The 12,694-nt window shown below is 74.5% G+C and carries 5 protein-coding genes; all 5 read right to left on the bottom strand.

Annotated elements, in window-relative coordinates:
- Positions 1–35 precede the first annotated feature (35 nt).
- Positions 36–800, bottom strand: coding sequence for a thioesterase II family protein (locus tag ACIRO3_RS20530; protein WP_404138676.1), 765 nt, complete (start codon positions 798–800; stop codon positions 36–38).
- Positions 801–865: 65 nt separating this feature from the next.
- Entirely contained in the window at positions 866–2,173 is a 1,308-nt protein-coding gene (locus ACIRO3_RS20525) for a M18 family aminopeptidase (protein ID WP_365999908.1), read from the bottom strand.
- A complete protein-coding gene (locus tag ACIRO3_RS20520; protein ID WP_404138672.1) occupies positions 2,170–8,001 on the bottom strand; it encodes a MupA/Atu3671 family FMN-dependent luciferase-like monooxygenase in 5,832 nt (1,943 codons plus the stop codon). Before ACIRO3_RS20520 ends, ACIRO3_RS20525 begins: the two co-directional genes overlap by 4 nt.
- Positions 7,998–11,372, bottom strand: coding sequence for a type I polyketide synthase (locus ACIRO3_RS20515; protein WP_404138669.1), 3,375 nt, complete (start codon positions 11,370–11,372; stop codon positions 7,998–8,000). Before ACIRO3_RS20515 ends, ACIRO3_RS20520 begins: the two co-directional genes overlap by 4 nt.
- Positions 11,332–12,654, bottom strand: a complete 1,323-nt coding sequence (locus ACIRO3_RS20510; RefSeq protein ID WP_404139069.1) for an MFS transporter — start codon at positions 12,652–12,654, stop codon at positions 11,332–11,334. Before ACIRO3_RS20510 ends, ACIRO3_RS20515 begins: the two co-directional genes overlap by 41 nt.
- Positions 12,655–12,694 lie beyond the last annotated feature (40 nt).

Genomic DNA, 12,694 nt, shown 5'->3' with positions numbered 1-12,694 from the left:
GTATCGGAGACGGGCGGGACCGGAGGCGGGCGGGACTAGGCCCCGGCCGGGGTGAACTGGTCGAGATTGCCGACGAGGGCGTCCACCACCGCGTCGGGGCTGTCCGCGAGGAGCATGTGGCCGCCCGGTACCCAGACGGCGCGGACGTTCTCGCTGAACAGGGCCCAGTCCTCGGTCCGCTCGTCGGGGCACAGCTCGTCCTCGTCCCCGAACACGGTCAGCAGCGGGCAGGCGAGCAGCGGGTCCGGGCCCGAGGTGTAGTCCTGCACGGCCGCCATGTCGGCGACGACGGCCGGCAGCACCAGGCCGAGCATCTCCGGGTTGGCGGCGAGCGATCCCGGCACCCCGCCGAACTCCCGGAGGATCTCCAGCAGGCGGGCGGGGTCGTCGGTGTCGCGCAGGGAGGGGCGGTCGGGGTCGGGCTTCTCCGTCACCGCCCACTGGGAGACGACCACCAGTCCGGCGACGAGGTCGGCGTCCTCGGCCTGTACGGCGCGTACGGCCTCCAGGGCGATGACCGCCCCGGAGCACACCCCGACGACGATCAGGGGGGCCGTGCCGGGCAGGGAGCGGAGCGTGGCCACGGCGTCGGTCACCAGGCCGGGCAGTTCGGGAACGCTCTCGCGAATGCGGGACTCCCGGCCGGGCAGCCGGGCCGTGGCGACGAGCCAGTCGGCCGGGGCGTGCTCCGCGAAGGCCAGACCGGCCGCCGCGCCGCCGCCGGCGTGCGGAAGGATCAGGACGCGCAGGGCGGCGTCCCGCGGGTCGGCGCCTTTGACGACGACGTTTCGTGCGGACATGCTCGGTCTCTCCTGGGGCGTGGGTCGGGGCGCAGGGGGCCGCGGCCCCCTGCGCGTACGGGACGTCAGCCCGTCGTGACGAACTCGGCGAGGGCCCGCGTCAGGTACCCGGGGTCGTGGGCGCCGACCAGCTCGCGCGCGGAGTGCATGGACAGGCCGGGGATGCCCACGTCCACGGTGGTCACGCCGAGTTGGGCGGCGGTGAGCGGACCGATGGAGGTGCCGCAGGCCATCGCGTTGTTGGAGACGAACCGCTGCCACGGCACGTCGGCCCGCTCGCAGGCCGCCGCGAAGGCCGCGAACCCGGTGCCGTCGGTGGCGTAGCGCTGGTTGACGTTGACCTTCACCACGGGGCCGCCGTTGGGCAGCGGGTGGTTGTCGGGGTCGTGGCGCTCGCTGTAGTTGGGGTGCACGGCGTGGGCCATGTCCGAGGACACGCAGAACGAGCCGGCGATGGCCCGCGACCAGTCCTCGCCACCGCCGCCGCGACCGCTGACGGATCGGTTGAGGATCCGCTCCAGCAGCGGGCTGCGGGCCCCGGTCTCGGAGCCGCTGCCGCACTCCTCGTGGTCGAAGGCCGCGAGCACCGGGATCCGCAGGCCCTCCGCCGGGACGGTGTTCCTCGCGTACGCCTCGGCGGCGGCCGTGAGCGCGGTGACGCCCGCGTGGACGGACACCAGGTTGTCCAGGCGGGAGGAGACCAGGAACTCGCGTTCCTCGCCCAGGTGTCCGGGGGGCTGGATGTCGTGCAGCATCAGGTCCCAGCCGAGGATCTGGTCCGGGTCCCGGTCGGCCGCGCGGGCGACCCGGCGCAGCAGCGCGCCCGGCTCCGAGGCTCCCAGGGCCCAGATGGGCTGTGTCTGACGCTGCCGGTCGAGGGCGAGGCCGTCGTTGACCGAACGGTCCAGGTGGATCGCCAACTGCGGCACCCGGAAGAGGGGTTCGTCGATCTTGACGAGGACCGAGCCGCCGTCGCGCAGGCTGATCCGGCCCGAGATGCCGAGGTCCCGGTCGAGCCAGGTGTTGAGCGGGACGCCTCCGTAGACCTCCACGGCGATCTGCCGCCAGCCGGCGGACGAGGTGTCGGGCGTGGGCTTGACCCGCAGGTTGGGCGAGTCCGTGTGCGCGCCGATGATCCGGAAGGGCGCGTGCGCGGGAGCCCCCTCGGGGACGTACCAGGCGATGAGCGCGCCGGCGCGGGTGATGAACCTGCCTCCGGTGCCGCCGGTCCACTCCTCGGTCTCGCTCAGCTCCGTGAAGCCGGCCTTCTCGAGGCGGCGGGCGGACTCGGCCACCGCGTGGTAGGGCGAGGAACTGTCCTTCAGGAAGGCGAGCAGGTCCTCGGCGTGGCTGGGGTCGTTGACCAGAGTCATTCGGATTCCGCCTCTCGGGGCGTCGGTTGAGTGCTGAGCAGGGCCGCGATCCGACGGTCGGGTTGGGCGCTCAGGTCTGCGAGCAGCGTTGCGTAGGAAGACAGGAGTTCCTCGGCCGTCCGCCCGTCCCACAGGTCGGCCGAGTACTCCAAGAAGGTGCGGTAGCCGAGGGACGGGTCCCGGCGGGGCGAGAGACCGAAGACGAGCTCCGCCCGGCACACCGGCGGTGCGAGGTCCTCCACCTCCACGTGGAGGCCGGGGATCTCGATGTCGGTGTCGGGGTAGTTCTGGAACCCGAGGACGTACGGCACCCGGTCGGGCACCTCCGTGGCCCCGGCGTCCCTCATCGCCTGCATGATGCGCGCGGTGGGCAGGACGTTGGCCATGACGGCCATGGCCTCCGCGCCGGTCCGGCTCACCAGCTCGGCGAAGCTCTCGTCCGGGTCGACGCGGACCCGGACCATGACGGCGGTCGTCGTCAGCGCCACCAGCGATTCGAACTCGACCCGCTCGCGGTTGGCGTACGGGACGCTCAGCAGGATGTCCCGCACGCCGGAGAGCCGGGCGAGGTGGACGCCGAGCGCCGCCGCCGACACCGCGAACGGGGTGACCCGCCGGGCCGTCGCGAGCTTCTCGACGGCCGTGCGGACGGCGGCGGGCACCGCGCCGCGGATCGTGCCGCCGTCGCCGCTCGGTTCCTCGGGCCGGGGCCGGTCCGTGGGGATGTCGGAACGGGTCGGTACGCCTTCGAGGTACGCGGCGCAGTACGCGGCCCGTCGGGCCTCGGTCGCGGGGTCCTTCGTCGCCCTCTGGTGGCGGGCGTAGTCCGTCGGCTGCGACGCGGGCGCGGCCAGGGTGTGCGCCCTGCCGGCCGCCGCGGCGGTGTACAGCTCGGCGAGCTCGCGGACCAGCATCGAGTGGGCCCAGCCGTCGGCGGCGATGTGGTGCAGGACGAACATCAGCAGCCACTCGTCCTCGGCGACCCGCAACAGCCTCGGCGGGGCCAGCGTCGAGCGGGTGATGTCGATGGGGGTGTCCGCCAGCCGGCGGCACACCCGGTCGGCCCGGGCGGCCCGCTTCGCGGGGGTCAGCCGGGTCAGGTCCTCGATCGGGAGGTGGACGGGCCGGGCGGGCAGCACCTCCTGCCACCATTCCCGATCGGTGCCGGTCCCCTGGGTGGGGGCCTGGCCGGGGTCCTGGCCGGGGTTCTGGCCCGCGGCGGGGTCCTGGCCTGCGGCGGGGTTCTGGCCTGCGGCGGGGTTCTGGGTGAAGCGCAGGCGCAGGCCCTGGTGGCGGGCGACCAGTTCGGTGAGCGCGGCGCGCAGGGCGTCGGGTTTCAGGGCGCCCCGGAACCGGATCCTGGTGGGCATGTTCCAGACCTGCGGCTGCGGCACGGTGTGGTGGCCCGCGATCATCCGCTCCTGCTGGTCGCTGACCGGCGCCCGCTCGACGACCTCGTTGTCGCCGTCGCCCGGGGAGGCGGCTCGCGCCGGCCGGCCCGGCGTCGGGTCCTGTTCGCCGGCCGGGGCCTGTTCGGCGGCCAGTCGGCGGGCCATCGCGCCCAGGTTGGCGTCCGCGAAGAAGTCCGCCATGGGGAAGTCGACGTCCAGCGTCTCGCGCACCCGGTTGATCAGGCGGATCGCCGAGATCGAGTTGCCGCCAAGGTCGAAGAAGTCGCCGTCGTCGGGCACCTCTTCGACCTTCAGGACCGTCTTCCAGATGGCCCGCAGCTCCTGCGGCACCGGGCCGGCGGACACGGGGGCGGCGGGGACGGCCGCGGTGTCCCGGACCCGTTCGGCGGCGCCGCCCGCCATGGCGGCCAGGATCCGGTCGAGGTCGTCCAGGTGGGCGCGCACCGTCACCGCGTCGAAGAGATCGGCGTCGTAGCGGATGCGCAGCCGCAGGCCGGAGCCGCTGCGGATGGCCATCAGGGCCATCTCCAGCGGCGCCGACTCCGTACCGCCGGGCACCTCCCGGGCGCGCAGTCCGGGCAGGTCGATCCGGGTCAGCGGGGCGGTGTCGAGGTCGGCCGACACGGTGATCAGCGGCCGTGGGTTGCCCCGGTCGGGGTGGACGGCCGTCATCAGCGCGTCGAGGTCGACGTGTTGGTGGGCGGCGGCGTCGAACAGCGCGTCGCGGGTGGCGCGCACGGCGTCCGTGAGGGGCGTCGTGTCCGTCAGGGACACCCGCAGGGGCAGCACGCAGACGTGGAAGCCGACCGTGTCGGCGGTCTCGGGCGTGCGCCCGCCGAAGGTGGAGCCGACGACGAACTCGTCCTGCCCGGACCGTTCGCGCAGGGCGAGCTGCCAGCCGGTCAGGAGCGTGGCGAAGAGCGTGACGCCCCGCTGCCCGCTCCATTCCCGGAGCGCGGAGGTGCGGGCGGCGTCGAGACGGATCTCGGCGGCGGCCCCGCTCCCGGCCACCCGGCGGCCCCGGGGCCGGTCGGTGGGCAGGGCGGGCGCGGGCGGCAGCGGGGTGAGCCGGTCCCGCCACCAGCGCAGGTCGGCCGGGTCCCGCTCGGGCTCGGGGGCGCCGACCGTTGTGCCGGCGGGCGCCGCGAAGCGGGCGGCGCGGCCTTCGACGGCGGCCGTGTAGAACTCCTCCAGGTCGGCCGCGAGCAGGGTGGCGGAGTGCCCGTCGGTGACGATGTGGTGCATGCCCAGGACGAGGACGTGCTCGTCGTCGGCGAGGGTCAGCAGGCGGGGGGTGAACAGCGGTCCCTGGGCCAGGTCGTACGGCCGCGTGCTCTCCTCGGTCAGGACGGCGGCGACGGCGGCGTCCGCGTCGGCGTGCTCCCGCAGGTCGCTCGACCGCAGCACGAGGTCCGTGTCCGCCCGGACGACCTGTCGGACCGTCTCGTCCCCGGCGCCCGCGCGGAAGACGGTCCGCAGCGCGGCGTGCCGTTCCACGAGACCCGCGATGGCCTCGCCGAGGGCCGCCGCGTCCAGGGCGCCGCTCAGCCGCACCGCCTGGATCTCGTTGTACGCGGCCCGGTCACCGATGAGCTGGGACGCGAGCCAGACCCGGCGCTGGGCGTCGGTCGCGGGCGCGGACACCTCGCCGGGCCCGTCGGTGGCTTCGGCCTCGGGGGCAACCTCGGGCGCAACCTCGCCGGGGTCGTGGAACCGTGCCCGCAGCGAGTCGAGCCATTCGAGGCCGGATCGCATCAGGTCGGCCGGCATGCCGAAGTCGACCAGCGAGGCGATCTCGTCGACACCGGCCCGACGCAGTGCTTCCACCACCGGGGCGCAGGTCTCGGGCGTACCGATCAGGGCGCGTTCGTCGCAGTACCGGTCGTACGCCCGGCGGAAGAGGTAGTCGAGGTCCTCGTCACTCGCGCCCGCCACGTCCTGGGGGCTGCTCGCGAGCGCGCCGGCGGCCGAGCGCATCTGGAGCGAGGACCGCAGGTAGCGGCTCATCGGCTCCAGCGCCTGCGCCCGCGCCGTCGCGTGGTCCTCGCCGAGGTACGTGTGCAGGAGTACGGTCACGCGGCCCGCGTCGGGGTCGAGGCCGTGCTGCTCGCGCACCTTGCGGTAGTGGCGGACGTTCTCCGCCAGCTCGGCGATCGTCTGGTTCATCAGGTGGGTGACGATGCCCAGGTCGCGTTCCGCCGCCTCCTCGTACGACTCCCGCCGCCCGGAGGTGGCCAGGAACATCGGGGGGTCGGCCTGCACCGGGCGCGGGTGGACGCGGATCTCGACCTCCGCGCCGCTCCCCGTGGTCCGGCGCAGGGTTCCGCCGCGCCACAGGGTCCGTACGTCGTCCAGGTGGGCGAACCCGATCTCCTTGCGGCGCACGAAGCGGTCCGGGTGGAGGGCGAAGTCCTGGGCGTGCCAGCCGGTGGCGCAGCCGATGCCGACCCGCCCGCCGGAGAGGTTGTCGACGACCGACCACTCCTCGGCGATCCGGACCGGGTCGTGCAGCGGCAGGACCACGGAGCCGGCGTTCAGCCGGATGCGGTCGGTCTCCCGGGCCAGCGCGGACGCGAGAACGGACGGGTTCGGGAAGAGGCCGCCGAAGGAGTGGAAGTGCCGTTCGGGGACCCACAGCGAGCTGAAGCCGCGCTCGTCGGCGAAGCGGGCCGTCTCGATGATCCGCTCGTACGCGTCGGCGGGTCGCGGCGCGTGCCGGCCGTCGTCGGCGGCCCCGTCGCCAGCGTCGGGGTGGTCGCCGGCGTCGGGGTGGTCGCCGAAGAAGTACATCCCGAAGTCGGGGGCGGGCCGGGGGCGGGCGGGTCGCTCTACCGGCCGGGGCTTCGACCGGAGGCCCGGGCGGATGGTGGGGAAGTAGCCGCCCGCGCGCAGGGCGCGCAGGGAGTCCTTCACGGCGTCACGGACCCGCTCGACGTCGCCGTCGGTGTGGGCGGTGGACAGGTAGAAGCTGCGCCACTCCCAGACGTAGACGCCGCGCGTCAGCAGGTGCTGGTAGAGCAGTTCCATGTCGGCCCGGTGGGTGAACCGGAACATGGAGCCGAAGTGGGCCAGTTCCAGGGGGAATTCCTCGTCCCGGAAGAAGGCGTTCAGGTCGTCGGCGAGGGCGTCGGTCCTGGTGTTGAGCCGTTCCTGGAGGGCGGGGCCCTCGGCGGTGAGGTGGGTGAGGACCGCCTTGGCCGCGGCCATGGACAGCGGGTGTTGCATGTACGTGCCGCCGAAGAACGTGGTCTCGACCTCGGGCCGGCTGTCGTCGCCGTACCGCCAGAACCCGCCGTCCACCCCGTCCAGGATGTCCGCCCGGCCGGCGATCGCCCCGATGGGGAAGCCGCTGCCCAGCGCCTTGCCGTAGGTGGCGAGGTCGGGGACGACGCCGAAGTGGTGTTGTGCGCCGCGGGGGTGGGGGCGCAGGCCGGTGAGCATCTCGTCGAAGAGCAGCACGATGCCGCGCCGCCGGGTGAGTTCGCGCAGGGTGCGCAGGAACTCGACGGGTCGCAGCGCGGGGTTGCGGCACTGGACCGGTTCGACGATGACGGCGGCGATGGTGTCCCCGAGCGCGTCGATGGTCTCCAGGGCTTCCCGGCTGCCGTATTCGAGGACGAGGAGTTCGGCGACGGCGCTGTCCGGGATGCCACGGGCGACGGGCACGGCGCGCCCGCCGTCCGGGCCGGGGCGGCCCAGTACCGAGTCGATGTGGCCGTGGTAGGAGCCGCGGAACATGACGACGCGGTCGCGCCCGGTGGCGGCGCGGGCGAGGCGCAGGGCCGCCGAGTTGGCCTCCGTGCCGGAGTTGGCGAACGCCACCCGTTCCAGGCCGGTGAGGTCGGCGAGGAGTTGGGCGACCTCGCCGGCCTCGGCCGGCCGGGGCCCGAACCGCAGGCCGTCGTCGAGGTGCTCGCGCACGGCCGCCGTGACGAACTCCGGCTCGTGCCCGAACAACAGGGAGCCGAAGCCCATGGTGATGTCGGTGTACTGGTTGCCGTCCACGTCCGTGAGCCGTGCACCGCGCGCCGACCGGGCCACGAGCGGGTACAGCGTCTCCTTGGTGGAGCGGCGGAAGCCGACGACGGCCCGGCTGTCGGCCAGTACGGCCCGTCGGCTCTGGGCCAGCTCCTTCGACGTGCGGGTGCGCTCGGCCAGGCGGCGGGCGAGCTCGGCGGCGTGGGCGCGCTGGGCGGTGTCCGCGCCGTCGCCGGCCATGCCGGAGCCCATGGGCAGGACGACGCGCGGGCCGTGCGACGGTGGCGGCGTCGGCTCCGGCCGAGGCGGTGGCGGCGTCGGTGTCGGTGGCGGTGTCGGTGGCGGTGGCGGTGGCGTGAGGCGGGCCCTGGCGGCCGCGAGCTGCGCCGTGAGCTGCCGGGAGAGTGCGGCGGCCCGGTCGGCGGCGGTGGTGCTCATCGGACGCGCTCGGCGCCGAGCAGGGCCAGTGCCTCGGACAGCTGCACCAGCATGGCGGCCTGCGTCTCGGCCAGCAGGTCCATCTGGCGGCGGAGCTCGGCGATCTCCGCCCGGTGCGCGTACTCGGTGACCGCGGGATCGGTGACCGAGGGACGCGCGGTCTCCACGACGGGCGCGGGTACGGGTACGGGTACGGGTACGGGTACAGGCGTGGGCGCGGGTGTGAGCACGGTCAGCGGGGCGGACTCCGCGCCCGATGGGGCGCCCACCGAGGCACCCGACGCGCCCGCCGAGGCCGCCGAGGCCGCCGAGGCCGCCGAACGTGACGTGATCAGGCGGGCCGTCAGTTCCGGTGTACCCGCGTCCTCCAGCACGTCGCGGATGGCGAGCCGTACCCCGAACTCGGCCTCCAACTGCCTCAGCATGCCGATCAGTTGCAGCGAGTCCGCGCCGAGACCGATGAACGTCCGCCCGGGGTCCACCTCGGCGAGGTCGTGGCCGAGGTGGCGCGCGGTGAGTTCGCGCACGCGTGTGAGTACGTCCCGTTCGGTCATGCCGTCCTCCATGGAGCCTTGGTTCGTGGGTGCGCGGTCCGCCGCGGGACCGAAATGCGGTGGGGGGCCGGAATGCGGTGGGGGGCCGGTCCAGTACGAGCGGTGCTGGAACGGGTACACGGGCAGCGGGATCCGCCGGCCCGCGCAGCCGTCGAGGAGCGCCGCCCAGTCGATGGCGACGCCGGCGCAGTGCAGTCGGGCCACCGCGGTCCACGGGTCGTCCGGATCGTCGCCGCCACCGGGCCGGACGGGCAGGGTGGGGACGCAGGTGGCGTCGGGCACCGCCCGGCGGGCCAGGCCGGTCAGGGGTGCGCCGTGGCCGAGCTCGACGAGGACGCCGACGGGCGCGAGGGTGCGCAGCACGGCGTGGAAGTCGGCCGTGTACCGGGCCTGGCGGACCAGGTACTCGGCGTCGGGCAGCCACCCGGCGGCTCGGGTCCGACCATCGAGTCCGCTGACGAAGTCCACCTGTACGGGGCGCAGTTCGGTCTCGGAGGCGACGGCCCGGAACTCGTCCAGCACCGGGTCGAGCAGCGCGGTGTGGAAGGCCCGGTCGACGGGCAGTGGTTCGCAGGCTTCCCGGCGCTCGGCGAGCCAGGCGCGGGCCGCCTCCACCGCGGCGGCCCGGCCGGCGACGACGTGTTGCGCGGGCCCGTTGGACACGGCCAGTTCGAGGCGGCCGTGCGCCGACCGTCCGAGGGCGTCGAGCAGTTCCCGTACCCGTTCCAGGGGGCTGAACACGGCCAGCATGGCGCCGGGCTCGGTGTCCTGCATGAGCCGGCCGCGCCGGCACAGCAGCCGCGTGCCGTCCTCGACCGTGAGCGCGCCGGCGACGCACAGCGCGGCGTACTCCCCCACGCTGTGCCCGGCGACGACGCACGGGGTGACGCCCAGGTGCCGCCAGAGCCGGGCCTGGGCGACCTGGAGGGCGAAGATCGCCGGTTGGGCGAAGTCGGTGTCCCACCGGCCCGGGCCCTCGCCGGCGACGATCCGGTCGAGGAAGTGGTCCTCCCCGGTCTCCTCCCGGTGGATCCGGGCGCACTCCCGGAGCACCTCGGCCGCCGGCGGGAAGCGCGCGGCGAGCGCCCCGGCCATCGCGGGCCGGCCGCTGCCCTGGCCGCTGAAGACGAACGCGGGCACGACCGGTGCCTGTGCCTCGACCGTTCCGGTGTGGTGGGCGCCGGCCGGGTCGGGCCGGGCCGGCCGACCGGTCGCGGCGCCGGCCGCCCCGCCGTCGCGGCGCGCCGGGTCCACGAGGGCCGGGTCCACGAGGGCCGGGTCCACCAGGTACGTGTCGAGGGCCTCGGCCAGGCGTCCGGCGGGCGCGGTGACGACGAGCCGGTGGCGCAGGTGGCGGCGGCCGAGGGCCAGCGTCGTCAGTACGTCGGCGGGATCGAGGTCCGGGCGCGCGCGCAGGGTGTCGCGCAGCGCCCGGGCGCTGTCCTCCAGCGCCCGGGGGCTCTGCGCCGACAGGGGCAGCAGGGCGGGCACCGGGCCGGCCTGGGGGCGGGCGGGGGCGGGCGGGGCCTCTTCGAGGATGACGTGCGCGTTGGTGCCGCCCATGCCGATGGAGTGCACGCCCGCCCGGCGCGGTCCGGCCGCGGGCCAGTGGGCGGCCCGCCGGGGCAGTGTGAACGGGCTGTTCTCGACGCCCAGCAGGGGGTTGGGCCGGGTGAGGTTCACCAGCGGGGGGATCGTGGCGTGCCGCAGGACGAGGAGGGCCTTGATGAGTCCGGCGAGGCCGGCGGCGCTGTCCAGGTGTCCGATGGCGGGCTTGGTGGAGCCGAGCGCGCAGAATCCGGTGCGGTCGGTGTGCCGCCGGTAGGCCTCGGTGAGCGCGGCGAACTCGATCGGGTCGCCCTTGTAGGTGCCGGTGCCGTGCGCCTCCACGTAGCCGATCGTGTCGGCGCCCACCCCGGCGTTCGCCAGTGCGCCGAGCACCGCGTCCCGTTGGCCCGCGACGCCGGGGGCCGCGAATCCGGCCTTGTCCGCGCCGTCGTTGGTCACCGCGGAGCCCAGGACGACCCCGTGCACGGTGTCCCCGTCGGCGAGCGCCTTCGCCAGGGGCTTGAGCAGGACGGCGGCCACCCCGTTGCCGCCGACCGTGCCGTCGGCCGCCGCGTCGAAGGCCCGTACGGCGCCGGTCCGGGAGATCGTCGATCCCCGCACGTGCCGGTGTCCGGTGACCTGGGGCAGGTGCAGCGCGGCGGAGCCCACCACCATCAGGTCCGCGTCGCCGGCCAGCAGCGCCTGGCAGGCCAGGTGGACGGAGACCAGGGCGCTGGAGCAGGCGGTGGCGACGTTGACGGCGGGGCCGGTGAGCCCGAGCCGGAAGGCGGCGCGGTTGGCGGTGAAGTCGGCGTAGTTGCCGACCTGGATCTGCTTGACCTCGGCCCAGTCGCGGGCGGCGTCCGGGCCGGCCGGCTCGCCGATCTGGGACGCGAGGTAGCTGTGCAGGGAGTACAGGCGGTAGCCGATGCTCGCGTACACCCCGACCCGCTCGGTGGTGCCGGCGTGACCGCCGTCCTCCAGCGCGTGGTGGCAGCACTCCAGGAACAGCCGCTGCTGGGGGTCGGTCAGGGTGGCCTCGCGGCCGCTCATCCCGAAGAAGGGCGCGTCGAAGCCGTCGATGTCGGGCAGCAGCGCGCTCGCGCCGGTGAAGTCCGGGTCCCGGTAGAGGACTTCCGGTAACCCCGCCGCCGCGAACTCGGCCTCGGTGAAGGGGCGTACGTGCGAGGCGCCGGAGCGGATGTCGTCCCAGTACCGCTCGGGCGTGTCAGCCCCCGGAAACCTCAGCGCCATCCCGATGACTGCCACGCGCCGGTCCCGCATCGCCGCTCCCTCCCTCGTCGCTTTCCGCCGTCGCCTTCCGCGACGCGTTGCGCTGCCGGAGCACCTGTGCCACGAAGACCAGGGCCACGACGATGGCGGCGCCGTGCGCGACGGCGACGACCGACAGCGGGGTAAAGGCGTCCAGCGCGGTCGCGACCACGATCATCCCGATGCCGAAGCCGAGGTTCTCGACGGTGGCGGAGAGCCCGAAGGCGTGGGTGCGCAGGCCGCTCGGCAGGGTCTGGAGGTGTGAGGTGTACGAGACTTCGGTGAGCCCGTCGGCCGCGCCGGCGAGCAGGGCGATCACGATGGTCGCGACCCACGGGAAGCCGGCGAACGCCAGGATGAAGGTGGCCGACATCACGATGGTGCCGAGTCCGAAGCCGAGGGATCCGACGGCGCGTTCGGTGCGCTTCGCGTACCGGCTCAGCACCTGCTGGGCGAGGACGTTGCCGATGGCCCAGACGCACCAGAAGACGCTGACGAAGACGGCCGGGGAGTCGGCGTCGAGGCGGGTGGAGTACACGGGCAGGGCGGCGTTGTGCGAGGACGATCCCAACGCGTCGACCCCGCGCAGCGCCACCATCAACAGCAGGGCCGGGGCGGCTCCCAGCGCGGCGAGGGCGGCGGAGGAGCGGATCCTCCCCGTCTCGTCCCGGGCGCCCCGCCCGCCGTCCTCGGCGCCCGCGCCGTCCTCCGCGCCCGCAACGCTCTCCGCGCCCACGCCGTCGGCCGCGTTCCGGGCCATCGGCAGCAGGGCGACGGTGAGGGCGCAGACCAGGAAGGTGCCCATGTCGGCGAGGAAGGCCGCGGTGTAGCCCAGCAGGGAGACCACGACGCCCGAGGAGGCGAAGCCGGCCACCATGGCCATGGAACGCCGGCTGACCATCAGCGAGTTCGCCCAAGTGGTGCGGCCCTCGCCGACCATGAGCGGGATGGAGCTGCGGAACGCGACCATGAACAGGGTGCCCGCGGCGCCGACCACGGCGGAGACGGTGAACAGCGCGGCCGTGTGGTGGTCGTCCGGTACCGCCACGAGGAGCAGCATCGCCGCCGCCTGGAGCAGGTTCGCCCAGAGCATGACGCCCTTGGCGGACCACCGGGCCAGGAGCGGCCCCGCGACCAGGCCGGTCAGGAACCCGGCGGCGAACCGCACGGTCATGAACGCGCCGACGGCCAGGGCGCGGTCGGTCACGGCGTACACGTACAGGTTCAGCGCGACCAGGTTGAGGAAGGTGCCGTACGAGGAGATCGCGTAACCGGCCACCAGGATCCGGTACCGACGCTCCTTGAGAGCCGTGCCGGAG

The sequence above is a fragment of the Streptomyces sp. NPDC102278 genome (assembly GCF_044766345.1).
In the GTDB taxonomy this organism is placed as follows: domain Bacteria; phylum Actinomycetota; class Actinomycetes; order Streptomycetales; family Streptomycetaceae; genus Streptomyces.
The sequence above is the reverse complement of the archived record's forward strand: the minus strand, read 5'-3'. Positions and strand labels throughout refer to the sequence as shown.

What these genes read in the sequence shown, in the direction of transcription:
- ACIRO3_RS20525 (WP_365999908.1), bottom strand. Translation starts at nt 2,173, where the DNA reads ATGACTCTGGTCAACGACCCCAGCCACGCCGAGGACCTGCTCGCCTTC.
- ACIRO3_RS20530 (WP_404138676.1), bottom strand. Translation starts at nt 800, where the DNA reads ATGTCCGCACGAAACGTCGTCGTCAAAGGCGCCGACCCGCGGGACGCC.
- ACIRO3_RS20520 (WP_404138672.1), bottom strand. Translation starts at nt 8,001, where the DNA reads ATGAGCACCACCGCCGCCGACCGGGCCGCCGCACTCTCCCGGCAGCTC.